The organism is Kitasatospora sp. NPDC056531 (genome assembly GCF_042794375.1).
Classification (GTDB): Bacteria; Actinomycetota; Actinomycetes; order Streptomycetales; family Streptomycetaceae; genus Kitasatospora.
Window position 1 is genome coordinate 93,075 of record NZ_JBHTTU010000003.1, and the last position, 25,106, is coordinate 118,180.

The 25,106-nt window shown below is 73.1% G+C and carries 19 protein-coding genes; 7 read left to right on the forward strand and 12 right to left on the reverse strand.

Going from position 1 to position 25,106, the window contains the following annotated elements; all coding sequences use genetic code 11:
* From ACFQ87_RS05190 to ACFQ87_RS05205, 4 genes are all read right to left on the reverse strand, one after another.
* Positions 1–3,638, reverse strand: a 3,638-nt coding sequence (locus ACFQ87_RS05190; RefSeq protein WP_380609399.1) for a beta-ketoacyl synthase N-terminal-like domain-containing protein, incomplete at its 3' end; no start/stop codon positions are given.
* A 116-nt stretch (positions 3,639–3,754) separates the two neighbouring features.
* Positions 3,755–4,564 carry an alpha/beta fold hydrolase gene (locus ACFQ87_RS05195; RefSeq protein ID WP_380609202.1) on the reverse strand — a complete coding sequence of 270 codons (810 nt, stop codon included), beginning with the start codon at positions 4,562–4,564 and terminating at the stop codon, positions 3,755–3,757.
* Between the two features lie 88 nt (positions 4,565–4,652).
* A complete protein-coding gene (locus ACFQ87_RS05200) occupies positions 4,653–4,919 on the reverse strand; it encodes an acyl carrier protein (protein ID WP_380609203.1) in 267 nt (88 codons plus the stop codon).
* A gap of 321 nt (positions 4,920–5,240) precedes the next feature.
* Positions 5,241–7,142, reverse strand: coding sequence for a BTAD domain-containing putative transcriptional regulator (locus ACFQ87_RS05205; RefSeq protein ID WP_380609204.1), 1,902 nt, complete (start codon positions 7,140–7,142; stop codon positions 5,241–5,243).
* A gap of 621 nt (positions 7,143–7,763) precedes the next feature.
* On the opposite strand from ACFQ87_RS05205, the gene ACFQ87_RS05210 reads away from it, so the two are divergent.
* The gene (locus tag ACFQ87_RS05210) at positions 7,764–10,610 is read left to right on the forward strand and encodes a LuxR C-terminal-related transcriptional regulator (protein WP_380609205.1); all 2,847 of its coding nucleotides are present in this window, start codon (positions 7,764–7,766) and stop codon (positions 10,608–10,610) included.
* Between the two features lie 134 nt (positions 10,611–10,744).
* On the opposite strand, the gene ACFQ87_RS05215 is transcribed toward ACFQ87_RS05210, so the two are convergent.
* Positions 10,745–11,845, reverse strand: a complete 1,101-nt coding sequence (locus ACFQ87_RS05215; protein ID WP_380609206.1) for a BTAD domain-containing putative transcriptional regulator — start codon at positions 11,843–11,845, stop codon at positions 10,745–10,747.
* A 727-nt stretch (positions 11,846–12,572) separates the two neighbouring features.
* Here ACFQ87_RS05215 and ACFQ87_RS05220 point away from each other — a divergent pair.
* Entirely contained in the window at positions 12,573–13,196 is a 624-nt protein-coding gene (locus ACFQ87_RS05220; protein ID WP_380609207.1) for an exonuclease, read from the forward strand.
* Here the strand turns inward: ACFQ87_RS05220 and ACFQ87_RS05225 are convergent.
* Positions 13,183–14,271, reverse strand: coding sequence for a PP2C family protein-serine/threonine phosphatase (locus ACFQ87_RS05225; RefSeq protein WP_380609208.1), 1,089 nt, complete (start codon positions 14,269–14,271; stop codon positions 13,183–13,185). The genes ACFQ87_RS05220 and ACFQ87_RS05225 overlap by 14 nt on opposite strands.
* Before the next feature lie 163 nt (positions 14,272–14,434).
* Positions 14,435–15,652 carry a cytochrome P450 gene (locus tag ACFQ87_RS05230; protein WP_380609209.1) on the reverse strand — a complete coding sequence of 406 codons (1,218 nt, stop codon included), beginning with the start codon at positions 15,650–15,652 and terminating at the stop codon, positions 14,435–14,437.
* A 120-nt stretch (positions 15,653–15,772) separates the two neighbouring features.
* Here ACFQ87_RS05230 and ACFQ87_RS05235 point away from each other — a divergent pair, with 120 nt between their 5' ends.
* Entirely contained in the window at positions 15,773–16,129 is a 357-nt protein-coding gene (locus ACFQ87_RS05235) for an arsenate reductase family protein (RefSeq protein ID WP_380609210.1), read from the forward strand.
* 67 nt (positions 16,130–16,196) lie between these two features.
* Here the strand turns inward: ACFQ87_RS05235 and ACFQ87_RS05240 are convergent, their stop codons facing one another.
* Positions 16,197–16,667 (reverse strand): pyridoxamine 5'-phosphate oxidase family protein, encoded by a 471-nt coding sequence (locus ACFQ87_RS05240; RefSeq protein ID WP_380609211.1) that lies wholly within the window; start codon positions 16,665–16,667, stop codon positions 16,197–16,199.
* 105 nt (positions 16,668–16,772) lie between these two features.
* Here ACFQ87_RS05240 and ACFQ87_RS05245 point away from each other — a divergent pair, with 105 nt between their 5' ends.
* Both ACFQ87_RS05245 and ACFQ87_RS05250 read left to right on the forward strand, forming a co-directional pair.
* Entirely contained in the window at positions 16,773–17,333 is a 561-nt protein-coding gene (locus tag ACFQ87_RS05245) for a DUF1697 domain-containing protein (RefSeq protein WP_380609212.1), read from the forward strand.
* A 126-nt stretch (positions 17,334–17,459) separates the two neighbouring features.
* Positions 17,460–18,005, forward strand: a complete 546-nt coding sequence (locus ACFQ87_RS05250; protein WP_380609213.1) for an FHA domain-containing protein — start codon at positions 17,460–17,462, stop codon at positions 18,003–18,005.
* Positions 18,006–18,043: 38 nt separating this feature from the next.
* On the opposite strand, the gene ACFQ87_RS05255 is transcribed toward ACFQ87_RS05250, so the two are convergent.
* Positions 18,044–19,006, reverse strand: a complete 963-nt coding sequence (locus ACFQ87_RS05255) for a DUF1152 domain-containing protein (RefSeq protein WP_380609214.1) — start codon at positions 19,004–19,006, stop codon at positions 18,044–18,046.
* A gap of 69 nt (positions 19,007–19,075) precedes the next feature.
* On the opposite strand from ACFQ87_RS05255, the gene ACFQ87_RS05260 reads away from it, so the two are divergent.
* Positions 19,076–19,669 carry a DUF6891 domain-containing protein gene (locus tag ACFQ87_RS05260; RefSeq protein WP_380609215.1) on the forward strand — a complete coding sequence of 198 codons (594 nt, stop codon included), beginning with the start codon at positions 19,076–19,078 and terminating at the stop codon, positions 19,667–19,669.
* Positions 19,670–19,787: 118 nt separating this feature from the next.
* Here the strand turns inward: ACFQ87_RS05260 and ACFQ87_RS05265 are convergent, their stop codons facing one another.
* Positions 19,788–20,639: a hemerythrin domain-containing protein gene (locus ACFQ87_RS05265; protein ID WP_380609216.1), complete on the reverse strand. Its 852-nt coding sequence runs from the start codon at positions 20,637–20,639 to the stop codon at positions 19,788–19,790.
* A 159-nt stretch (positions 20,640–20,798) separates the two neighbouring features.
* Positions 20,799–21,857: an alpha/beta hydrolase gene (locus ACFQ87_RS05270; protein ID WP_380609217.1), complete on the reverse strand. Its 1,059-nt coding sequence runs from the start codon at positions 21,855–21,857 to the stop codon at positions 20,799–20,801.
* 405 nt (positions 21,858–22,262) lie between these two features.
* Here ACFQ87_RS05270 and ACFQ87_RS05275 point away from each other — a divergent pair, with 405 nt between their 5' ends.
* Entirely contained in the window at positions 22,263–23,045 is a 783-nt protein-coding gene (locus tag ACFQ87_RS05275; protein ID WP_380609218.1) for an SDR family oxidoreductase, read from the forward strand.
* A gap of 172 nt (positions 23,046–23,217) precedes the next feature.
* Here the strand turns inward: ACFQ87_RS05275 and ACFQ87_RS05280 are convergent, their stop codons facing one another.
* A complete protein-coding gene (locus tag ACFQ87_RS05280) occupies positions 23,218–24,951 on the reverse strand; it encodes a carbohydrate-binding module family 20 domain-containing protein (RefSeq protein WP_380609219.1) in 1,734 nt (577 codons plus the stop codon).
* Positions 24,952–25,106 lie beyond the last annotated feature (155 nt).

The window sequence follows — 25,106 nt, forward strand, 5'->3', positions numbered from 1 at the left end:
ATGTCGAGCTCCAGCATGTCCGCCGGATAACCCGTCTTCTGCGCCACCACCTCCAGCAGCGCACCCTCCACCACCACCGGGTCCAGCCCGGAAGCAACCACCGGAACAGCAGCGACAGCAGCGGCAGGCGCCGGAGCGGCAACGGCGACCGGAGCCACCGGAGCCGGCGCCGGAGCGGCAGCCTGCGGCTGGACCACCGCGGGGGCGGGCAGCGCGGCGGTCGGCTGCGCGATCTCCGCGACCGGCGGCGCCACCGGTGCGGCCGCGGCCCGGGGCGCCGGGCGGGACGGGGCGGGGGCGCTGCCCAGCTCCAGGCCGGCCAGGTCGCGCAGGATCTCGTTGGCCCGCAGGTGGGTCCGGCCGATCGCCAGGCCGTGCTCCTTGACGGCGGTGACCCCGGGGAGCACCTGGCTCAGCCGGCCCTGCTCGTCGGCGCGCTCCAGCAGTCCGGCCAGGCGCTCGGCGCTCTGCAGCTGGCCGTTCAAGTAATCGTCGTGCAGGACTAGATGGTCGGCGATGAGATCGACCAGGCGGTCATTGTCCACGTGAGCTGTCTCCAGAACGGTGGGAGCAGGGGCGGCGGGAGCGGGCGCGGCGGCGGCCGCCGCGGGGACCGGGGCAGACGCCGGCGCGGGGGCCACCCGAACCGGCGCCGGGAGCGGCGCGGGCCGCACGGCGACCGGCGCGGGAGCAGCAGCGGGCACCGGGGCGGCCGGCGCGGGAGCAGCAGCGGGCACCGGGGCGGCCGGGGCGGCGGCAGCGGTCGCGGGAACAGCCGGGGCCTGGGCGGCGGCCGGCTGCGGCACCCGGTAGCCGTTGTCGATCGCGTCCCGGTAGGCCGCCCGGCGCTGCGGCGAGACGTAGTTGATGCCGTTCAGCGAGATGGTCATGCCCTTCGCCGGCTCGCTGCGCCACGGCTCGGCCACGTACCGGTCGGCGGTAGCCAACGGCAGTCCCAGCACCGCGAGTTGGGCCACGGTCTGCTTGAGCACCAGCTCCGCGTCCCGGTTGGCGCCGCCGTCGAGGGCGAGCACGGTGTGGTCGCGGTCTCCGAGGATGCGGCGGACCAGCTGGCTGAGCACGGCGCTCGGGCCGAACTCGACGAAGACCCGGAAGCCGGCCGCGTACAGCTCCTCCACCCGCTCGGCGAAGTCCACCGGGTGGATCAACTGCTCGGCCAGCACCCGCCGGTTGGCGTCGAGGTCCGCGCCGTAGACGGCGCCGCGGGTGTTGGCGAGCACCGGGCCGCGCGGCTCGCGCACCTCGGCCGCCTGCACGTGGGCGCGGAAGGCCTCCACCGCGTGGGCGACGTACGGGCTGTGGAAGGCCGCCGAGACCGGCAGCCGGGCGGCCCGCAGACCGGCCTCCTTGGCCGCCGCCACCAGGCGCTCGACCTCCTCGGTGGCGCCGCCGACCACGATCTGGTCCGGCGCGTTGCGGTTGCAGACGGCCAACCCGGGCCGGTCGGCGAGCAGTTCCAGCACGCGCTGCTCGGGTGCGGAGACCGCGGCCATCGCACCGGCATCGAAGCCGGGCTGCTCGGGCGGGGCCATCGCAGCGCCGCGGGCGTGGGCCAGCGCGAAGAAGGTGTCGTCGTCGAGGGCGCCGGCTGCCCACAGCGCGGTCAGCTCGCCGAAGCTGTGGCCCAGGAACCCCTCGGCCGTGAAGCCGAGTTCGCTCAGGTAGCGGTACTGCCCGACCGACAGCGCGCCGATGGCGGGCTGCGCGTAGGCGGTGCGCCGCAGCGCGACCTCCTGCTCCTGGCGCCCGGCCGCGGTGAACGACGGCGCGGGGAAGGCGACCCGGGAGAGCGTCTCGGCGCCCGCGAACTGCTCGTTGGCCCGGTCGAAGGCGGCGCGCAGCGGCGGTAGCGCCAGCACGGCGGTCTTGCCGGGGTTCACGTACTGGCTGCCCTGGCCGGCGAAGAGTGCGGCCACCTTGCCGGCCTGCGCCGCGGCACGCCGGAAGTACACGCCCTTGGGGTGCGACCAGGACTCCGCCTCCGGCCGGGAGCGCAGCTCGCCCAGCGCCACCTCGCGCAACGCGGCCAGCTCCTCCTCGGTCCTGGCGACCAGGGCGAGCCGGGGGTGGCCGGCCGGGACCGGACCACCGGCGGACGGCGCGCCGTCCGCCACGGCGGCCGTCAGCGCGGCGGTGTCCGGCGCGTGCCACAGGTGCACCCGGGCGACCGGGAACATCACCTTCAGGTCGGCGCCGTTGCCGTACTCCTCCATCACGAAGTGGAAGTTGGTGCCGCCGAAGCCGAACGAGGAGATGGCGGCCCGCCGCTTGCCCAGCTCCGGGTCGCGGATCCACGGCCGCAACTCGGTGTTGACGTAGAACGGCCCGTTCTCGAAGTCGATCGCCGGGTTGGGCTCGTTGACGTTGATGGTGGGCGGCAGCAGCTTGTGGTGCAGGGAGAGCGCCAGCTTGATCATCCCGGCCGCGCCGGCAGCCGCCTTGGTGTGGCCGATCTGCGACTTCACGCTGCCCACGGCCGCGTACTTGCGCGCCTCGGTGGCCTCGGTGACCACGGCTGCCAGCGCGCTCAGCTCGGTGGCGTCGCCGACCGCGGTGCCGGTGCCGTGCGCCTCGAAGAGCTCCACGCTCGCGGGCGAGCAGTCGGCGTCGTGGTACGCGCGGCGCAGCGCGACCATCTGGCCTTCCTTGCGCGGGGCGTAGATGGACTTGAACCGGCCGTCGCTGGAGGTGCCCAGGCCCCGCAGCACCGCGTAGATCCGGTTGCCGTCGCGCTCGGCGTCGGAGAGCCGGCGCAGCGCGAGCATGCCGATGCCCTCGCCGATCAGCGTGCCGTCCGCGTCCTTGTCGAACGGGCGGATCCGGCCGCTCTTGGACAGCGCCGGGGTCTTGCTGAAGCAGAGGTACATGAAGATGGTGTTCTCGGCATCGCAACCGCCCACCAGCATGGTGTCGGCGCGGCCTTCGAGCAGTTCGCTGACGGCGGTCTTGACCGCGCCCAGCGAGCTCGCGCAGGCGGCGTCGATGGTCATGTTGGTGCCGCCCAGGTCCAGGCGGTTGGCGATCCGCCCGGCGACCACGTTGCCCAGCATGCCGGGGAACGAGTTCTCCTCCCACGGGGCGTACGCCAGGCGGAACTTGGCGGCGATCTCCTCGGCGTCCCGCTCGCTCAGGCCGCAGCTGCGCACGACCTCCTTGAGCACCGGGGTCTGCAGGCGCGCGGTGAGCGGCTGGGTCAGCTGGTTGGCGCCGGTGATCCCGAGGACGACCCCGGTGCGCGAGGCGTCGTACCAGGGCTGGTCGGAGCCAGCGTCCTTGAGCAGGTCGCGGGCGACGACCAGGCTGAGCAGCTGGAGGACGTCGGTCACCTCCAGGGTGTTCGGCGGCAGGCCGAACTCCATCGGGTTGAAGGCCACGTCGGGGATGAAGCCGCCGCGCCGGGAGTACGTCTTGTCGGGCACCGACGGGTCCGGGTCGTAGTGCTCGTCGACGTCCCAGTGGGACGCGGGCACGTCGTCGATGCAGTCCGCGGCCGAGGTGACGTTTGCCCAGAATTCCCGCAGGTCGCGGGACTTGGGATAGAGCGCGGAGAGGCCGACGATGGCGATGGGGTCACGGGCGAGCCGACGATCGAGGTCGGGTTCCTGCGAAGGGTTCACGGCGAGTCTCTCTGGATCTCTCGGGATCTGGACGAACGGGATCTCCGGTCGCGGCGCCCGCAGCACAGGGCTCCGCCGCCCGGCCGGCGGGCGGGCGAACGGGGCCGTGCGGTCGGTCAGTACCGGGGCCGGCGGATCAGTTCGGCGATGACTGCGGCGGCGTCCGGGCGGCTGAGCATCGTGTAGTGGTCGCCCGGTGCGGTGTGCACGGCCAGGCCGCGCGGGGCCAGCTCCTCCCAGCCGAGCGTCTCGTCCTCCGGGATGAGGCTGTCCGCGGCCTTGATCAGGACCAGCGGCACGGACGAGGGCTCCGGGCGGTGCGTGGCGGTGAGCCGGTTGTTGCGCAACAGCCCGTCGACGTAGGTGTCGTAGAGCTTGCGCAGGCCGGGAAGCGGTGTGCCCTCGGCCAGCGCGCCGCAGTCGATCGCGGCGTCGAGCAGGCGGACCAGCCCAGTCTCGGTGTCGAGGCCGACGCTTCCGCCGGGGCCGAACGAGACCGTGCGGCCGCGCTTGGCCCCCAGGTACATCGCGAACCAGCGCAGCAGCAGGGGCGGATCGAGCGCGTCGTCGGGCTGCTGGTAAGCGTCGGTGGGGGCGATGCTGTCGAGGAGCACCAGCCGGTCGGGTCGCTCCGACTGCGCCAGGCGCTCGGTCATCGCCTGCGCGAGGACACCGCCGAAGGACCAGCCGACGAAGGTCACCGGGCCGACGGCCGGCTGCTGCACCCGGTCGGCGCGGTACTCCGCGACCAGCCGGTCCACCAGCGAGGCAACGGTCAGCTCGGTGCGACCGCCCGACAGCGCGGCTTCGAAGTACTCCGGGACACCGGCCAGGTCGAGGACGACGGCCCCGCAGTCCCCGGGCAGCGCCTGCGTGATGCCACCCCAGACGCTCGACGGGAGCGCGCCGGGGTGGACGGCGTACACGGTGTGCTCCCCGGGGGCGGTGGGCCGGTGCCGGAGCGCCAGCGGTGGCGCGTCCGGACCGGTACCGGCTCCCCGGAGCGCTCCGGCCCTACGCCGAGGCGGCACGCTGCGCGACCTCCTCGGCCAGGTACTCCGCCAGGTCCTTGATGGTCGGGTGATACCACAGCGTCGTCGTGCCCAGTTCAAAACCCAGCCAGTTCTCCATTTCGCCGGCCAGGATGAGCGCCTCGGTGCTGTCCAGGTCGAGCTCGTCGAAGTACTGCTCCGGCGGAACCGTGGACGGATCCACCCCCAGCCGGTGGGCAATCTTCTCAATCAGCCACTGCTGGGCTTCATCGACTGTGATGTTCCCCATTCCGATCCTTTCCCGACCTTGTGATTGGACTGTCCGCGGACGCACGGAAAAACGGCGCACTGGGGCCTCGTCGGAGTTTTCACGAATGCCGCGGCCAAATTCGCTGAGCCGTCCGCAGGTCGTGACAGTAGGCCGGTGCCGGGTGCCGGGCAACTCAATCCAAAGCTCGAAACGCCGGCTGACACCGATCCTGCTGATCAGTCGGTAACCACGAAGTCGGGCCGACCGCGCTGACCTGCGGGATCGTCAGGGGAAACGGCTGACGGGGCGGGCTCCCGTCAGCCTGGCGCAAGCGTGTCAGCGCGTCTGTCAGCGCTCCTGTCAGCCGCCGTCAGCCCGGCGCGGGCTGCCCAGCGTCACCGTGCGCATCCGGCCCGGCAGGGTCGTTCCGCGGTTCTCCGCCATGCCGCGGACCCAGGCACCGATCGAGACGCCAGGCATCGAGGCGAGCCGCGCGGCGGCCATCCGCAGCGCCAGCGGGCGCCGTCCGCAGGCCTCGGCCAGCGCCGCCGCGGCCTCCGGCTCGGCCGCTGTCCGCTCCCGGCCGAGGAAGGATTCGAGCAGACCACGCGCCTCCGCCCCGGACAGGGCGTCAAGAGCGAGTGACCTGGCGCCGTTGCGGGCCACCAGGTCCGTCAGCGGGCGCCGGCTGGTCACCAGCACCAGGTTTCCCGAGGTGCCCGGGAGCAGCGGGCGCAGCTGGGCGGAGGACTGCGCGTCGTCCAGCAGCACCAGGACCCGCCGCCCCGCCAGCACGGTGCGGAAGAGCGCGGACGCCTCCTCCGGGTCGGCGGGTATCCGGTCCCGGGCCACGCCCAGGGAGCGCAGGAAGCTCCCCAGGACCTCCCCGGGGGGCAGCGGGCGACCGGTCCCCGCACTGCCCTGGAGGTCGGCGTAGAGCTGACCGTCCGGGAACTGGTCGAGCGCCCGGTGGGCCCAGAGCACGGCCAGGGTCGTCTTGCCCAGTTCGGCCGGCCCGTGGATGGCCGCGACGGCCATCGAGCAGTCCTCCCGCCGCCGCGCCAGCAGCTCGTCGAGCTCGGCCAGTTCGCTCCGGCGGCCGACGAACGGCCTGATCAGGGGTGGCAGCTGGGCGGGCGCGGCGGTGCCGTCCCGGGCCGGGAACCCGGCTCGCGGCGGCAGGAGGTGCTGCCGCTCGTCCCGGCGCCCCGGCCTCTCGTCGCGCTCCGGCACCTCGTCACACCCCGGCGTGCCGGCCTGCCCGGCGGCCGCGCCGGACTGGCACAGGATGCGCCGGCGCGCCTCCCAGACCTCCTCGCTCGGCTCCACCCCCAGCTCCTCGCGGAACTGCCTGCGCAGGTCGCTGAAGAGCCGCAGCGCCGCCGCCCGGCGGCCCGAGCCGGCCAACGCGAGCATCAGCCGCGCCTGCACCCCCTCGTGCAGCGGCTCCTCGTAGGCCGCCATCCGCAGCTGCTCGACCACGAAGGCGGGCCGGTCCCGGCCGAGCGCCAGGTCCGCGAACTCGACGGCCAGCTCGATCCGCTGCTGCGCGATCGCCACCGCGGCCGGGTGCTGCCGCAGCACCGGCAGGTCCTCCAGCACCGGGCCGCGCCAGTACCGGAACGCCCGGCCGAACAGCTCCAGGGCGAGGGCCGGGTCGCTCTCCCGCGCCGCGGCGGCCCGGCCGCTGAGCTCCTCGAAGCGCAGCAGGTCGAGCATCGCGGGGTGGGCCTCCAGGAGGTACCCGCCGCGCACGGTGCTGATCCGGCAGTGCCGGCCGCGCCCGCCGCCCCCCTTGACGGCCCGACGCAGCCTCGCCACGTAGCTGTGCAGCAGATCGGTGCCGGAGGGCGGTGCCTCACCGCTCCACAGCACGTCCGCGATCTCGCCGTGGCTGACCGTCCGGTTGGGCTGGATGGCCAGCAGCCCGAGCAGGACGCGCTGCTTGAGCGGTAACGCCACCGCGCAGCCGTCGCACGAGACGGACAACGGTCCCAGGACCCGGATGTCGTACGGCCGGTCGACCTGCGCGGTCGTCCCGGTCCGACCGGTGCCCTCCTCCCAGCGGACCGTGCCTCGGTCCAGCCCCACGGCCCGCGCCAACCGGTCGAGCGAGTCGCGGCGCGGCTGCGCCACCCGGCCGGACTCGATGTAGCGCAGGGCGCGGACGCTGAGCCCGGCCCGCTCGGCCACCTCACTCTGCGTCAGACCGGCGGCCAGTCGAGCACCCCGCAGGATCGCCCCCCAGGAGTGCACGGTCATGCCCACAACACTTCCTTCCCCCCAGCTTGTACATCACGCACCGTGACAGCTCAGCGCTGACCGTGCAGGCGTCGGCACTGACTGCAGCGAGGCCATGTGTCATCCGGCACACACAGCGGCACCGACCCGGTCATGTGAGGCGCGACACGCCCATGCCACGACCGCCCCGCAACTGCCTCTCCGGGCGACAGATTTTCCTCCCCCGAGTTGCCGCTCGGCCCGACCACCACATCATACGCTGAGGTCAGGCTACCCTTACCGCTTCGGGGTCGCCGCCAGAATCGATACAGCAAGGCTTCCTCCGATTCGTTTACGGTGCGTATGGTCACGCAATCATGAAGCAGCAGCGGGATGACACTGAGCTAGATTTATCCCGGCGGCAATATGCGGTTCACATCGCCATGGCAATGCCTGGTTCACATCGCGGTGGCACCAGCATGTCGCGCTGCCATGAAGAGAGCGGCTTTTCCATCTGGGTGGCATCTCTTTGGGGGGATTACAAAGCACATGCTGGTGGATACTGCGCACGACTGGCCCCTGACCGGAAGAGAAGTTGAACTAAAGACAATTGAGGACGCCATTAACCAGGGCGGCGGAGTCCTCCTGGACGGCGATCGCGGAATGGGGAAGACCCGGCTGCTGGCGGCGGCCCTGGAACGGGCTGCGGCCGCGGGCCGGACCGTCATCTCGGTCGGCGGGGCGGGACGGGGTCGGGGGGACTCCGTCGAAGCCTTCGGATCGCTGTCGGAATGCCTGGAATGGTTCACCGCGTCCCGGCTCCGGGAGGCCGTCGTCGACCGCGCGGTGCTCGGCATCGATGACGCCCATCTCGTCGACGACGCGTCAGCGGCCCAGCTGTACCAGCTGGTCGCCTCCGGTCGGCTGGCCCTGGTGACGGCCGTCGAGCGCGGCGCACCGGCGCCGGCCGGGATCGACAAGCTCTGGGTCACCCGCCTGGTGGAGCGCATCGAGCTCGGCCCCTTCGACCGGACCGCGGTCGCCCGCGCCCTGCACTGCCGGCTGGGCGGACACGTCGACACCGCCACCCTGGAGCGCCTCTGGGCCACCACCGGCGGCAACCCGCTGATCCTGGGTGAGCTGGTCGAGGGTGCTCTCACGGACGGCTCGCTCCGGCAGGTCAACGGGATCTGGCGGTGGCAGGGCCTGGCCGAACGCCCCGCCGAGCGGCTGGCCGCCGTCGTCCACCTCGGCCTGCGCGGCCTCGCCCCGGACGAGCAGGAACTGGTCAACATGCTCGCGGTCGCGCAGCCGCTGGAGGCGGAGATCACCAACCACTGCGGCCTCGCCCAGGCCGCCGAATCGCTCAACCTGCGCGGGGTGGTGGCGGTCGAGTACGGCGGGCACCGGGTGCGGCTGCGGCTGACGCTGCCGCTGAGCGGGGTCGTGGTGGCCGCCCGGATGTCCGATCTGACCGCGCGTCGGCTCCGCCGCCAGGTGGCCGACTGGATCGAGAGCACCGGCGCCCAGCGCGCGGACGACGAGTTGCGCATCATCACCCTGCGGCTGGACGCGGGACTCGTCCCCGGGCGGCGGCAGTTGCTGCGGCTGGCGCGCACCGCGTTCCAGCGGCAGGACCTGGCGCTCGCGGAGCGCCTGTGCCGGCTGGCGCTGGACGGCTCCCCGACCGGCGCCGGGGGGCGGGCCCGCGACCGGCGGCCCCGGCCCGGTCCGGCTTGGGAGCCGGCGCTGCCGATCGGCTCCGCGGTCGGCTCGACGACCGGTTCGGGGATCGGTTCGGGAATCGGCTCAGCGGCGTTCGGCGCCGCTTCACGCCCGCTGCTGACGCGCGTAGCGTCGGCCGGTGACGAGCCCACGGCGGCCCCCGACGACGTGCCGACCGCCCTGCTGCTGGGCCGGATCCTGGCAGCCCGGGGCCACCACGCCGAGGCCGAGACGCTCTTCGCCGCCGGCGTCGACACCGGCGCCCGGGTGCCGGTCGCCGACCTGCTCGCCGCGGTGCACAGCAGGGCGGCCAACCTGGCCTTCGGCCTGCGCCGGCTGGACGACGCGGCGGCCGTGCTGGACCGGGCGGTGGCGACCGTGGGCGCCGACCGGGCGCCGGCGCTCCAGGGCTCCCGGGCCGTCATCGCGGTAATGGCGGACCGGCTGCACGACGCGGTCGCGATCGGCGACGCGGCGCTGCCAGACGAGCCCGCCGACTCCCCCGTCACCCAGGTCCTGCTGCCGGCAGTGGCCTTCGCGCGGATGGAACTCGGGGACCCGGCCGGTGCGTTGGAGCTGCTGTCGCGGTGCGCGGCGGCCGTGGACGGCTGGGACGACGACGCCCGGCTGCGCCACCAAGTGCTGCTTGCCCGCTGCGCGTTCCTGATGGGCGATCCGCACGGCTGCATCGGCGCGCTGGAGGCCATGAGCCGGCACGCCGCCGAGGAGGACCACCAGCGCCGGCTCCAGATCGCGGTGCTCCGCGCCCGCCTGTGCCGCGCCGCCGGACGGCCGGACAAGGCGGTCGCGCTGCTGCGGGAGGCGAGCGTCCTCCAGGGGCGGGACGACTGGTTGACCACCCAGGCCTGGACGCTGTCCCAACTCGCCGGCGCGCTGGCCGAGTCCGGTCGGCAGTCCGAGGCGCTGCGCACGCTGGTCGAGGCCCGGCTGGTACAGGGTGAGGCGGTGGCGCACCCGATCGCCGCCGACGACATCGCGCTGGAGCGCGCCCTGGTCCTGGCGCACTGCGGGGACCGTCCCGGAGCCGTCAGCCAGGCGCTGGAGGTGGCCAGGAACTCGGCGGCGGCCCACCGCACGGCCACCGCCGTGGCCGCCCTGCACCTGGCGGCCCGCGTCGCGCAGGCCGCTCCGCTCACCGCCCAGGCCACCCGGCTGGCCGCGCACAGCAGTTCGGAGCTGGTCCGGCTGCAGGCCGAACACATCCGGGCGCTCGCCGAGTCCGACGGTGACACACTGACCGCGGTGACGACCCGGCTCCGCGCGCTGGGCGCGCTCCCGCTGGCCGCCGAGACGGCGGCGCAGGCCGGCCGCGCCTACCGGGCGGCCGGTCGGCACCACAAGAGCCGTGAGGTCCGGAGCCGTTGCAGGGAGATCCTGGCCGACTGTGGTGGCACGCTGCCGCCGTGGTGCGCGGTCGAACCCCGGGGGGAGGACGCGGCCGCGCAGCTGACCACCAGGGAGCGGGAGATCGCCGCGCTCGCCGCGACCGGGGTGTCCAACCGCGACATCGCCGGCCAACTGGTGCTCTCGGTACGGACGGTGGAGAACCACCTGCACCGCGTGTACCACAAACTGGCGGTCACGGCCCGAGCCGAGCTGGCCCGGGCGCTGGGCCAGGCGGAGGCCGCCGAGCCGGTGCTGCTCAGCAATGTCCGGGCGACCCCGGCGGTGGCCCCGGTGGCAGGCGCGACGGCCGAGCAGACGCGGCCCGGACCGAGACCGCCGGGCACCACCAAGGGCCCGGGCCACCGGGCTGCCGGCTGATCCGCCCCCGTACCCGCACCCGGGTGTGCGGCCCGGCCCGCGCGAGGATCCCCGGCGCACAGCTGCCCGACCGGACACCTGGCAACCCGTCGGCCGGGCGGGCGCCGGAGCCCGCCGGCCCTCGGGCCGGGTGCTCACCCCGTACCGGCCGAGCTGGTACCGGACCGCCCCTGGTAGGGCAGCTCGTAGGGCAGGTCATCGCGCACCGCCGCCAGGTGGTGCCCGGGCTCGCGCTGGGCCACCAGGGCCGTAAGGTGCTCGACCGCCGCCCGCAGGCTCTCCTGCTCACAGATCAACTGCTCGATCTGCAGCCTCAGTTGGAGAATTTCGAGGGTGGCGGGGTGATCGCCGCCGGACCGCGCCGCCGCCGACCGGCCGGTCTGCGCGCCGGTCCTCGCCCCGGTCACCGCAGTGGCCGCCGCGCCGGTCGCCGGCAGCGCGTCGCCCGGCTGCCGGGGCTGCCCGCGCTGGCCCGACCGATCGGCGTCCGGCGCGAGTTGACGGCTCCTGGCGGACAGCAGCGAGACCGGCGCCAGGCCGCGCTCGCCGCTGGGACGCCCCCGCTCCCGGCCGGCCCCGGCGGGCTCCTCGACCTCCCGGCCACACCGCTTGAGCGCGACCGCCAGCTGCTCGTGGAACCTCTCGCGCCCCGGGTGAGTGGTGACCAGCTCCTCCAGCTGGCCCACCACCTGCCACTGCAGGCCCAGCCGCAGCGCGGCGTCGTAGCGGTCCTCCAGCGCCCGCAGCCGCTCCTCCTCCAGCTGCGCCGCGGCACCGGCGCAGAGCGGGCCGCCGGCCCCGCCGTCCAGGGCCGGGCCGCGCCACAGCTTCAGCGCCTTGCACAGCAGCGAGTAGGCGGTCCGCGGGTCGCTCGCCACCAGCCGCCGCGCCCGGATCACCTCCATCCGGAAGTGCGAGCTGTCGATCTCGTCGGGCCGGGCCTGCAGCAGGTAGCCGGTGCCGCGGGCGACCAGGCGCGGCGCGTTGGCCCGCGCGGGCTCCGCCTCGATCAGCACCTGGCGCAGGCGCGACACGTGCGCCTGGAGGGCGTTGCCGACCTTGTCCGGCGCGTCGCCGCCCCACAGCTCCCGGATCAGCAGGTCGGTGGGCACCGGCGTGCCCAGCCGGGCGAGGAGCGCGCCGAGCAGCATCCGCTGCTTGGGACTGTTCAGCTGGACCCGTCGTTGCCTGGCCTCGTCGAAGATCTCCGCAGGACCCAGGATCCGGAACTGCATCTCTACCCCCCATAGCTCGGTGCGGCCCGTGCTGCCCAGCGTCCTCAAGTCGACCACGAGCCAGCCCCCAGCACATGAGTACGAGCTACTCAAACGTGTTCGAGTGACTGCCCGGCCGCCCCACCGCGCCGCCGCCCCCGGGCCGCACGCCCACCCCGCACAGCGCCCGAAGGTGAGTAGTGGCTACTCAGGTCCCATGGCCCTGCTCCTGCTCCTGCTCCTGCTCCTGCTCCTGCTCCTGCTCCTGCTCCTGCTCCTGCCGAAAACCTTATCCAGGACTGTGATCTGCGCGTTCTCATGAATGGCCATGGGTGTCGGATGAGCGTGTCAGGCTGATGGATCGTGCAGCTGAGACTGGCGTACCTGGGCGTGGATCGATATGGGCGCCGCATACGAGCCAGTTCGGGTTCGGTAGCACTGCGTAGCGCCCTGCATCGACCAGCCAACGCGATCCCCCGCCACTGCTCGGCCCTTCTCAATGCATCTCATCCGTTGAAGCCGCCGCGTGTGCACTGGTTGTGAAATGATCTTCTATGCGACCATCATTCGCGCAGGTCAGAGGCATGTTCTAGCACTACTACGACCTCTAGGAACCACCCACCCTGGGGGGGCGCGGACGCCATGTCCGCGCCCCCGCAGGCGTTTTCGCCGAGGGGCGCCGGTCCGCGCTCGTGGGTGCGGGGCCTGCCGGCGGGAATCCGCTTGCGGGGGTGGGTTGGATGGGGGCATGGGAAGCAGGAGCGGTGGGGTGACGCCGACGGTGTACGTGTCGGTGGACGTGGAGGCGGACGGGCCGATCCCGGGGCCGTACTCGATGGTGAGTTTCGGGGCGGTGGTGGCCGGGTGGCACGACGGGGAGGGGTTCCGGCGGGCGGAGCCGGGGGTGGCGGCGTCGTTCTACCGGGAGTTGCGGCCGATCAGCGCGGATTACGACCCGCAGGCGCTGGCGGTGTCGGGCTTGGAGCGGGCCGCGCTGGAGGCGGGTGGGGCGGAGCCCGGGGCGGCGCTGCGGGAGTTCGGGCGGTGGGTGGAGCGGGTGCGGACCGGGCCGCAGGGCCGGCGGTACCGGCCGGTGATGGTGGCCTACCCGGCGGTGTACGACTGGCAGTTCCTGTACTGGTACCTGATGCGGTTCACCGGTGGCAGCCCGTTCGGGCACTCCGGGTGCCTGGACCTGAAGACGCTGTACGCGGCGCGGGCGGGGGTGCCGTTCGCCGGGATCGGGAAGCGGTCGATGCCGCCGGAGCTGCTGCCGGACCTGCCGCACACCCACCACGCACTGGACGACGCTCGGGAGCAGGCCGTGCTGTTCGCGAACCTGTGGGAGTGGCAGGGGGCTACTCCGGGGTGAGGGCGAGCACGGCGAGGTCGTCGGCGAGCAGGCCGGCGAACTGGTGGACGTCCTGGGCCAGGAAGGAGACCACCCGGTCGGGGGCGGCGCTGCCCAGGGCGGCGAGGCGCGGGGCCAGCGGGTAGAAGGCGCCGGCGCTGTCGCGGGCCTCGCTGACGCCGTCGGTGTAGACCAGGACGGTGTGGCCCGGGGGCAGGGCGACGGTGGTCGGTTTGGCGGGCGCGTCGTCGGGCCCGAGGTGGCCGAGGCCGAGCGGGAGCTCGTCGGCGCAGGCCACCGGGGCGATGGTGCCGGCGGCGAGCAGCAGCGGGGTGGTGTGGCCGCGGTTGACGATCTCCACGCAGTCGGTGCCCGGCCGGTACTGCAGCAGGACGGCGGTGACGAAGAGCTCGTCGTCGCCGCGCTCGGCCGCGTCGCGCAGCACCGCGCGGTCCAGCTGGTCGGCGAGCTCGACCAGGCCCGGGGTGTCGTACGCGGCCGCCCGGAAGGCGCCGAGCACGTCGGCCACCGTACGGACCGCGCCGAGGCCCTTGCCGCGGACGTCGCCGAGCAGCACCCGGACCCCGAAGCGGGTGTCGCACACCTCGTACAGGTCGCCGCCGACCAGCACCTCGGCCTGGGCCGGGCGGTAGAGCCCGGCCACCCGCAGGCCGCCGGCCCGCTCGGGGACCGGCCGCAGCACGGTGCGCTGGAGGGTCTCGGCGACCGTACGGGCCTGGAGCAGGTTGCGGTTCTGCCGGGTGCGCTGCCAGGACAGGACGGTACCCATCACCCCGGAGAGCAGGGTGGCCATGTAGACCCAGACGTGGTGCTGCTCGTTGACGTGGCCCGCGCGCAGGGCCAGCAGCAGTTGCAGCGCCAGCGAGCCGCCGGTGGCGCCGGCGGTCAGCACCGGACCGTAGCTGAACGCGGCCACCACCGGCAGGGCGGTCAGCAGGAAGCCGGCGGCGACGGCGTCCGGGACGACGAACTCGGCGACCAGGTCGATGACCAGCAGCAGGACGGGCAGCCAGGGCACCCAGCGCGGCACCCGGGACTGCGCGACCGCGAGCTGCGGCGGGCGGGGTGCTGACACGACGGGGACCTCCTGGCCGGCCGGCCCGGCCGGTCCGGGAGGAAAGGCCCGGAATGGCCGGTTCGTCCCTCCATGGTCCCCCACGAACGGGCCCGGTCACGACCGGCCGTCCCGGATTCCGGAGCCGGCCGGGGTCAGCCAGGGTCAGCCGGGCCGGCCTGGGTCAGCGAACGGTCACCGGCAGGGACTCGAAGCCGCGCAGCACCAGGCGGTCGCGCCGGGTCGGGACCCCGCCCAGGGCGAGCCGGGGGAAGCGGTCGAGCAGCGCCGGGATCGCGACCTCGGCCTCCAGCCGGGCCAGCTGGTAGCCCAGGCAGAAGTGCTGGCCGCCGCCGAAGCTCAGCGGCTGGCTGTCGGTGCGGGTCGGGTCGAACACCTCCGGGCGGTCGTAGCGAGTCGGGTCGTGGTGGGCCGCGCCGATCAACAGGGTCACCCCGCTGCCGGGCGGGACGGGCACGCCCTCGACGCTCAGGCCCTCCTCCAGCGCGACCCGGCCGGTGGCCTGGACCGGGGAGTCGAAGCGCAGCACCTCGTCGGTGAAGCCGGCCGGGGTGACGGCGCCGCTGCGCAGCGCGGCGGCCACCCCGGGGTGGCGGAACAGCAGGGCGAGGCCGTTGCCGAGCAGGTTGGTGGTGGTCTCGAACCCGGCCACCAGCAGCAGCACCAGGTTGGCCAGCAGCTCCTCGGCGGAGAGCCGCCCGTCGTCCTCGGCGGCGATCCGGGCCAGGTCGCTGACCAGGTCGTGCTGCGGACGGGCCAGGCGTTCGGCGGCCAGCTCGGTGAAGTACCCGGACAGCTCGTCGGCGGCCCGGTCGGCGTCGTAGAGCTCGTCGAGGTCCTGGGTGACCTCCAGGGCGACGGTCAGGTCGGCGGCGAGGCCCCGGAAGCGGTAGCGGTCCTGCTCGGGGACGCCGAGCAGCTCGCAGATCACCCCGACCGGCAGCCGGAAGGCGAAGGCGTCCATGAAGTCCACCGGCGAGCCGTCGGCGCCCTTCTCGGCCATCCCGTCCAGCAGCCGCTCGACCGCCGCCTCCACGGCCGGGCGCAGCGCGGCGACCCGGCGGGCGGTGAACACCGAGGCGATCAGCGAGCGGACCCGGGGCTGGTCGGGCGCGTTGCGCTGGAGGATCGAACGGCCGAACAGGGCCAGTGAGGAGTGCGAGGCGAACTCGGGGGCCAGGCCGGCCATCATGTCGGCGGTCGCGACACCGAAGGCGGGGGTGCGCAGCACCTTGTTGACCGCCGCGTACCCGCTCACCACGTACATCCCGTCCCCCGCCGGGACCGCCGGGCCGAGCTCGTGCGCCCTCGCGTACAGCGGGTACGGGTCGGTCCTGACCTCCGTGGTCATCAGCTGCTCGATGATCGTCGCGCCGTCCATCCGGTGCTCCCCTGCGAAGACGATGGTTCCCAGCTCGTGAACCACCGGCGGGTACAGCGGAGTTCCCGTCCGGGCGGTTCGGATGCCGGCCCGAGGAGGGCCCTCGATAGGCTGGCCGGCATGGAGATCTGGATCAACCCGCGCTGCAGCAAGTGCCGGACGGCGCTCAGCGAGCTGGACGGCGCCGGGGTGGAGTACACCGTGCGGCGCTACCTGGAGGAGCCGCCGACGGCGGCGGAGCTGGAGCAGGTGCTGGAGCGCCTGGGCCTGGAGCCCTGGGACATCACCCGCACCGACGAGCAGGTCGCGAAGGACCTGGGGATGAAGGAGTGGCCCCGGGAGGCGGGCGAGCGGGCGCGCTGGATCGCCGCTATGGCCGAGCACCCGGTGCTGATCCAGCGGCCGATCATCACCGCGGACGACGGGCACGCCGTCGTGGCCCGGACCCCCGAGGCCCTCAAGTCCGTCCTGCCGTAGGGCGGTTGGCCGCTCCCGGCGGCCGGTCGCGGCTGCCGGTCGCGGCTGCCGGGAACCGTCAGGCCGGTCAGTGGAGCCGGGTCGTCTCCACCGGCCGGCCCGGGTGCCAGTTGTGGACCAGCAGCTCGTCGCCCTCCAGGGCGGTGTGCACCACCTGCTGGAGGTCCAGCCGGAACAGGTGGAACGGGGTGGGCGGCGGCTCGGGCAGCTCGGCCGAGAAGGCGGCGATCTCGTCCTCGTCGGTGACCTCCACCACGCGGCCGGAGAGCTTGGAGTCCCCGCCGGCCATGGTCTCGTCGCCCGGGTGGGCGTGCAGCGCGAAGCGGGCGTCCCGCTGGAGGTCGCGCGCCTTGACCGCCTGGTACATCGATCCGAGCCAGGCGTCGGCGCCGATGAAGTCGACCTCCGTCCCGCTCACCCGGGGTGAACCGTCCCTGCGCAGCGTCGCCAGGACGTGGTGCTTGTTCGCCTCGAACCGGGCCCGTACCAGGGCCGCGAGTTCGGGGGCCTCGTGCTCGAAATCCTGCCAGGTAGCCATGGCGCCAGTCTGGCAGCCGGCACCGACAACCGCCGGGTACGAGCGGCCGGGCGCGGCCCGCGGTCCGGACCGGGCGTTGTCGGCGGCGGGTGCCACACTGGCGGGGTGACCACCACGACCACGTACATCGCCTTCCTGCGGGCCATCAACGTCGGCGGCCGGACGGTGCGGATGGAGCGGCTGCGGGCGCTCTTCGCCGAACTGGGGCTGGGGAACGTCCGCTCGTACATCCAGAGCGGCAACGTCTTCTTCAGCACCGACGGACCGGACCGGGCCGCGGAGCGCGCCGCGCTGACCCGGCGGATCGAGGAGCACCTGGAGCGGGCGCTCGGCTACCCGGTGCCGGTCATGCTGCGGACGGTCGAGGAGGTGGCCGGGCTGCTCGCCGCCGAGCCGTTCCGGGGCGTCGAGGTGACGCCGGACGTGCGGCTGGTGGTCGCCTTCCTCTCCGAGCCGCTGCCGGCCGAACTCGCCCGCCCGCACCGCTCGGCGAAGGGCGACGTCGAGGTGCTGGGCGCCGATCCCGGGGCCGCGTACGTCGTGGTCCGCCTCCAGAACGGCAAGTGGGTCACCAAGGACCTGTTCGGCAAGGGCTACCGGGGGTCGGTCACCTCCCGGTTCCTGCACACCACGGAGAAGATCCTCGCGGCCGCCCGCAAGGCCTGACGGCCCGTCCGGAGAACTGGAACCGCGTCCCCGGTACGGGCGTCTGGAGTGCAGTGACGTACGAACCGAGCGCCGGGGCACGGCGTGATCTGGACAGTCCGAGCCGGTCGATCCGACAATCGGGCCATGACGCAGCCTGAGCTTCCCACCGGCCAAGCCCGGCCCTCCGACGCCGAACGGGAAGCGGCGCTCGGGGTGCTGCGCGAGGGCGCGGGCAGCGGCCGGCTGTCGCACGACACCTTCCTCGGCCGGATGGAGATCGTCCTCCAGGCCACCAGCCGCGCCGAGTTGGACGCGGCGGTGGCCGGGCTGCCCACCGGCGGGCCGGTGGAGCGCTTCGTGCTGCGGGTGGTCGGCCGGGTGTCCGGCTTCGGCGACCGGCTGAACCGGGCCTGGCGCACCGAGCGACTGCCCGGGCTGAGCCTCCCGCATTCCGGGGCCGGACAGTTGACGATCGGACGGATCCCCGGCTCGGGGCTGCGGCTGCACGACGCCTCGGTCTCCCGGCACCACGCCCAGCTGCGGCACGAGAACGGCGGCTGGGTGCTCTACGACCTCGGCTCGACCAACGGCACGCACGTGAACGGGCGGCGGATAGCGGGCGGGGTGCCGGTCCGGCCGGGCGACCAGGTGCGGTTCGGCAACCTGGAGTTCCGGCTCGCCGCGCACTGACCCGGTCGACTCGCCCCCCGGTCCGCTCGCGCCGCCGGTCAGTGCGGGAACTGCCGGGGCGGGCGCTGCCGGGGCAGTTCGTCCCGGAACTCGTCGATCACGGTGCTGATCTGGCGGGTCTGCACGGTGTGCTCCAGCCGGTCCAGGTAGCGGTGTTCGGCGGCCAGCGCCTCGACCGTGACGCCGAAGTAGAGCGTCATCAGCGGATTGACGAAGAGCTCGTCGTCCTTGGTCCGCTCGGTGAACTGGACGTTGCCGAACTCGCCGCGCAGCGCGGCCGCCACCGAGCCGTTGACGATACTGGGGTGCTGCGGGAAGGCGGCCCGGGCGTGCTCGACGGCGTCCAGGTAGAGTGCGCCCTCCCGACTGCCGCGCGGGATGGAGAAGGCGCCGAGGTAGCCGCCGGCCCGGTCCAGCGCGGCGAGGTTCTCCAGCACCAGCGCGTGGTTGACGCCGTGGTGGGCGTCGATGCCGAAGCCCAGGCAGGCGACCAGCCGCTCGGGCACCTCCGACAGGCCGGCCACCGCGGCCAGGCTCGCCATGTCCTCCTCCGGGGTGCCGAGGCCGGCCTCGTCGCCGCGCATCAGGATGTCGGTGCCGCCGTCCACCAGCAGGATCGCGTCCACGCCCAGGTGGGCGACGAGTCTGCGGTAGGCCTCGCGCAGCAGGCGGACGCCCACCGAGGGGAAGGCCCACACGGTGTCGGGCATCCGGTGCAGGCTCAGCCAGCGGGCCAGGGTGCGTTCGGGGAAGTAGCCCTCGGGGGCGGGGGTGTGCGGGCCGATCCTGGCCAGGTCGGGCTCCACCCAGACCTCGCCGGGCAGGCCGTAGAGGTGGGTGAAGGACAGGTTGGCCAGGTGCACCTCCTTGCCCGCGGCGCGCAGGGCGAGGGCGATCGGCAGTCCGGCGTACACGTCGAAGCCGCCGCCGGCCCCGGCGACCAGGATGCGTTCGGCGGCCAGCAGCCGGGTGATCAGCGGGGGTTGGAGCAGAGAGTTCACCGGCGGACGGTAGCGCACCGGCGGGGGCTCCGCCGGTGAATTGTCAGTGGTGGGTGCGAGGATGCGGACATGACCCAGGAGACGGCGCTCACCCCCGATGTGCTGCTCGAAGCCCGGGAGCGGGCTCGCGAGTTGATCCGGTGCGGCTTCCAGGAGCCGGACGAGATAGCCGAGTCCCTGGTCGAGGTCCTCGACGACCAGGGGCTGACCCAGGAGGAGGCGGAGCGGATCGTCGCTCCGCTGTGGACCGAGCGGCTGGCCGAGCAGGCCGAGTGGCCGCAGACCACGGACGTGGACCGACTGGAGGAGGCCTTCGACGCGCTGGAGGAGCAGGGCATCGTCGCCGCGATGGACTTCACCTGCTGCGCGGGCTGCGGCTATGCGGAGATCGGCGACGAGGCCGATGAGGATTCGTACGGCTTCGTCTTCTTCCACCAGCAGGACACCGAGGCGGCCGCGGCCGGGCGCGGACTGATGCTGCGCTACGGCGGGTTCCGGGCCGGGGAGGAGCCGGGCGAGGTGTCGGAGCGGCGGACGGTGGAGGTCGGCCGGGCCGTGGTGGCCGCGTTGGAGGCCGTCGGCCTTCCGGTGGAGTGGGACGGTTCGCCGCACACGGCGATCCGGGTCGCTCCGCTGGAGTGGCTCAACCGCCTGCCGGAGTAGGCGCCGGGAGCACGATCCCCGATGGGACGAGGGAGTTGGGCACACCGGCCGGGTTCCGTCATATGCCCGAGGCCAATGCCACGCGCGTAGATCAACGGCCCGTGAAAAGGGCCGCGCGTCAGTCGACGACGCTCCCCAGGCCGCCGAGGCCCTCACCGAAGATGCTCAGGTTGCCGTCGACCGGCCCGCCGCCGACCGCTCCCCCGCCCAGGTCACCCGACGGCCCCCACAGCGGCGCCGTGCAGCGCTGGTAGGTCGCCTGCCAGTGCGGCCAGTTGCGGGCCACGTCGTCGTCGCACTCGGCCAGCAGCCGCTCGACCGTCGCCGGCTCCACCCCGTCCAGCAGCCAGGCCAGCGCGTCCGCGGTGCCCGGGCCGTCCGCCGAGCGCAGCAGGTCGAGCAGCTCGCCCAGGCCGCCGAGCCGGGAGTTGTCGGTGACCACCCGCTCCATCCGGGGCAGCAACTGCCGCTCCTCGATCCGCAGGTGCGTCTCCAGCCGGGCCGCCAGGTCCTCCATCGCGTACGCCACCGGCCAGGCGCTGCCGGTGTCCCGGCTGGCGATCCGGACCAGCGTGGTGACCCGGGTGAAGGAGTGGTCGAGGTTGTGGTGGTCGGCCTCCAGCCAGTTGAGCAGCAGCCGCAGCTCGGGCGCGAAGCGCCGCACGATCGGCCAGATCCGGGTGTCCTGCTGCTCGTGGTGGCAGGTCAGCATCGCGGTCATGAAGGTCCAGTGCCGCAGCAGCGCCTCGCCCTTGTGCTCCTCCTCGGGCTGGAGCAGCCGCAGCGCGTTGGGCAGTCGGGCGAGGTCCCGGCGCAGTGCGGCGTGCACCAGCCGCAGCCCGGCGAACCGGGCGATGAACGGCTCCTCGTCCGCGGTCCGCCCGTACGTGTCCGTCCCCCGGGAGTCGGCAGCGGACTCCGCCTGCGCGGGCACGGAGGGAGCGGGCTGGGGCAGCAGGTGGATCGGCATGAGGCTCTCTTCACGACGTGGCAGGGCGGCTGGGGCGGCCCGTGGAGGCCGCCCCAGCCAAGGTGCTCACAGTCGATCAAAAGCGAATCAATGTCCGATTGACGCGCAGGTCACGGGCCTGCGCACGGGCCGGAGCCCGCCCGCCGAACCACCCCCCGGTCAGTCCGAGGCGGGGCCCGCCAGGTTCTTGGTGAGCCACTGCAGGGTGTCCGGGATCATCTTCTTGAAGTCCGAGGTGAGGTGCTTGCCGCCGGGCTGCTCGTAGTACTCGATGGACACCGGCGGGACGGCCTTGGCCACCCAGCTCTTGACGACGTCCTTCTCGTAGCCGTTGGCGCCGCCCGCGGTGACGTACATCTTCACGTCGGCCTTGCCCTGGGTGATCAGCTGGTTGGGGCTGTTGGCCGCCTTCTCGGCGTCGTGGCCCTTCCACAGCCCGGAGTCCGGGATGAAGTAGCCGTCGATCGGCACCGCGACCTTGTAGACGTCCGGGTGCTGCAGGGCCATCTTGGCGCTGCAGAAGCCACCGGTGGAGGCGCCCATCACGCCCCAGCTGTCACGGCCCTTCAGGGTGCGGAAGCTCGCGCGGACCCAGTCCGGGACGTCCTCGGCCATCCAGGTGCCCATCTTGGGCTGGCCCGGGATGTCGGAGCAGTCCAGCGCGTTCTTCTCGTCGCCGTTGAAGTTCTGCACCGGCATGATCATGATGAACGGATGGGCCTTGCCCTCCTTGACCAGCCGCTCGTCCTCCTCCTGGATCGGCAGCTGGTTGTCGGTCCAGGTGTTGTAGCCGTTGCTCTGGCCGCCCGCGTAGAGGGTGAGCACCGGGAAGCCGGTCTTGGCGTACTTGGGGTCGTTGTACTCGGGCGGCAGCCAGACCCAGACCTGGCCGGTGACGCCGGACTTGGCGCCGGCCACCTTGGTCATCATGATCGGGCCGGCCGCGGTGTCCCGGACCTTGTTCATGGCGGGGGCCGGGCCGGTCGGCATCTGCACCGCCCCGTTGGCCGGGGTGGGCTGCTCGGCGGAGGGCGCGGCCGAGGCGGCGGTGCCGGCGGTCGGGCTGCCCGCGCCGGCGGTCGCCGCCGGGGTGCCATCGGCCGAGGAGCCCTTCCCCTTCCCGTCGTCGGACCCCCCGCAGGCCGCGAGCGAGGCGGCCAGGGTGAGGACGGCGGCGCCGGTCAGGACGGCACGGGAACGGGACGACTGCCTAAGCACGGTGAGGACTCTCCGACCGATGTCGCGCCCGGTCCGTCTGACCGGGCGGCGGCCCCCCGGTGGGGCCGGACAGGCCCGGGGGCGCGGTGCTGGTGCGGTCCCCGGAGTGGTGGGCGCGACGTCCCTTACGGAAGCGCACCTTCCTGCGATCTTATGACGTGGGCCGGGGCGGGCCGGTTGCGAGGTGGCCACCGGAAATCCAATGTTTGTTCGCGATCAGGTAAAGGCCTTCACCCCTCCCGCCGGACGGCGGGGGCCGGACGGCGGGGGCCACAGCCGCCCACCGGCCGGGCCGTCCGGTTTTTGGGTGCTTTGACCAGTGACGACGGCCCGCACATCCGGAACGATCTCCTCAGCACGCCCGGAGAGTGACCGCACCGGTACCCGTCCACCGAGGAGAGCACCATGTCCGAGCAGATCACCGCCGCCACCGCCGGAAGGGCCCCGGCCTCCGGAGTCGCCGTCGTCACCGGGGCCGGGAGCGGGGTCGGCCGGGCCGTCTCGGTCGAGCTGGCCGCGGCCGGCTGGCGGGTGGTACTGGCCGGACGTCGCGCCGAGCCGCTGCGGGGGACGGCCGCGCTCTGCGCCGCCCCGGCCGAGGTGGTGCCGACCGACGTCACCGATCCTGCGGCGGTGGACGCGCTGTTCGCGACGGCCGTCGAACGCCACGGCCGGGTGGACCTGCTGTTCAACAACGCCGGCACCTTCGGCCCGGCCGTCCCGGTGGAGGAGTTGGCGGTCGAGGACTGGCGGGCGGTGGTCGACCTCAACCTGACCGGCGCCTTCCTCTGCGCCCGGGCCGCGTTCCGGCAGATGCGGGCCCAGGACCCGCAGGGCGGCCGGATCATCAACAACGGCTCGATCTCCGCGCACGTCCCGCGCCCGCACTCGATCGCCTACACCGCGACCAAGCACGCGGTCACCGGCCTGACCAAGTCGCTCTCGCTGGACGGCCGTCCGTACCGGATCGCCTGCGGCCAGATCGACATCGGCAACGCGGCGACCGACATGACGGCCGCGATGAGCGCCGGGGTGCGGCAGGCGGACGGCCGGATCGCGCCCGAGCCGACCATGGACGTGGCCGATGTGGCGCGCACCGTACGGCACATGGCCGGGCTGCCGCTGGAGGCCAATGTGCAGTTCGCCACCGTGATGGCGACGGCGATGCCGTACATCGGGCGGGGCTGAGGACGTCGGCCCGTACGCCCTCACCCGTCGCTACTCGTCGTGCGATTGACGCGCTCCCCGGTACGGCGACAAGCCGACTGTTCGAAGTCCGAACTGAAACTCTCACCCAAAGGAGCGACCCCCGTCAGTCCAGGCTGACGGGGGTCCCAAGCGGTTTCAAAGGGTCCCGGGGCTACGGCTGCCAGGCGTCGTTCAGCGTGACGTTCCCCGAGGAGGGCGCGGTCGCCGTGCGGTTGGCCCCGGACTCCCAGGTCACCGCCCCGCTCGCGTCCTTGCGGATGTACTTGTACTGGAAGGACGTGCCGCCCGGCAGCGACAGCGCGAGCGACCAGACCGGGTAGCCGGCCGAGGAGAGCGGCAGCGCCTTGGCCGGGTCCCAGCCGCCGAGCGCGGGGACGTCACCCACCACATAGATGTTCTGACCGTACGAGGTGGTCGCGTTGACGTTGAAGGAGGCGCCGGAGACGTTCGTCCCGGGCTGGACGTACAGCGCGACCGCGTCGCCCGCGCCGACCGTCGCGGTGAACTGCCCGTTGGCCCCCACCTGGTACGTCGGGCCGGTGCAGCCGCCGCCCGGCTGCGGGTCACCGTGCTGGACGTCGCAGTACGTCCCGGCGGGCAGCCCGGTCTGGAAGGTCTGGGTGATCGCGCCGCTCTCGTGGTTGATCGCGACGTAGCCCCGGTTGCCGCGGCCGAAGGCGATCGCATTGTTGCCGTTGGACCACCAGTCGGTCACCCCGGTGCCCGCGACCGCGTTGCGGAAGCCGACCATGTTGGCGATCTGCCGCCAGGCGTGGGTGCAGTTCCAGCCGTCCTGGTAGCAGGCGTTCACGGTGCCGCCGTTGGGCGGGCCGTCGTCGTTGTTGGTGAAGCTGTAGCCCGAGTAGATGTTGGGCGAGCCGTAGGTCGAGGCCAGCAGGAAGACGTTGGCCAGCGTGTAGGTGTTGCCGTAGGTGTAGTTGAGGGTGGAGCCGTTGCGCTCGGTGTCCCAGTTGTCGATGAAGCTGCGCGCCTGGCCGCTCGGCAGGTAGCCCCAGGAGGCGCCCCAGCCGCTGAGGTTGGCGAGCTTGTCGCTGGTGAAGATGCGCTTGAGGTCGGTGCCGACCCGGAACTCGTCGACGTCGCCGTTGCCGGTGTACTCGGAGGGCTGGATCGGCTCGCCGGCGCCGTAGATGACCTCCTGCACCCAGTAGGCGTTGGGGTTGGCCATCTTGGCCTTGATCGCGGCGAGCTCGCCGGCGGCGATGTGCTTGGCGGCGTCGATCCGGTAGCCGTCGACGCCGAGCGAGCCCAGGTCGTCCAGGTAGTGCGCGATGGTGGTCTGGACGTAGGCGCTGCCGGTGTCCAGGTCGGCCAGGTTGACCAGTTCGCAGTCCTGCACGTTGGTGCGGTCCTGGTAGTTGGTGATCGGCTGGCGGCAGGTGTGGAAGTCCTGGTCCTGGTACGTGCCGGGGTAGTTGTACTTGGTGTACACCGTGCCGCCGGTGCCCGTCCCGGAGCCGGCCGTCATGTGGTTGACGACGGCGTCGGCGATCACCTTGACCCCGGCCGCGTGGCAGGTGTCGACCATGTTCTTGAAGGAGGTGCGGTCGCCGAGCCGCCCGGCGATCTGGTAGCTGACCGGCTGGTACGAGGTCCACCATTGCGGGCCCTGGATGTGCTCCTGGGGCGGCGAGACCTCGACGAAGCCGTAGCCCTTCGGGCCGAGGGTGGAGGTGCAGGCCTGGGCGACCGAGTCGAAGCGCCACTCGAAGAGGGTGGCGGTGACGTCTTTGCCGTTGTTCGCGGGCGGGGTGGCGTGGGCGGCGGGGGTGCCGAGACTTCCGGTGAGCGAGAGCGCGAGCGCCGCCGAGGCGGCGAGCGCACCGGCCGCGCGGGCGGGCCGGCGGGTGGGGGTGGTGACCACGTTGTCTCCATGGAGGTGGCTGGGGTGGGGCAGCCGGGATGAATCTCTGAGGTCCTGCAAGAAAATTCTGTAACTTGCCGGAAACTTGCAGAGAACTTAGAGCCATGGGAAGACAGCGTCAAGGCAACCGACAGAAACGTTTCCGCATCAGTATC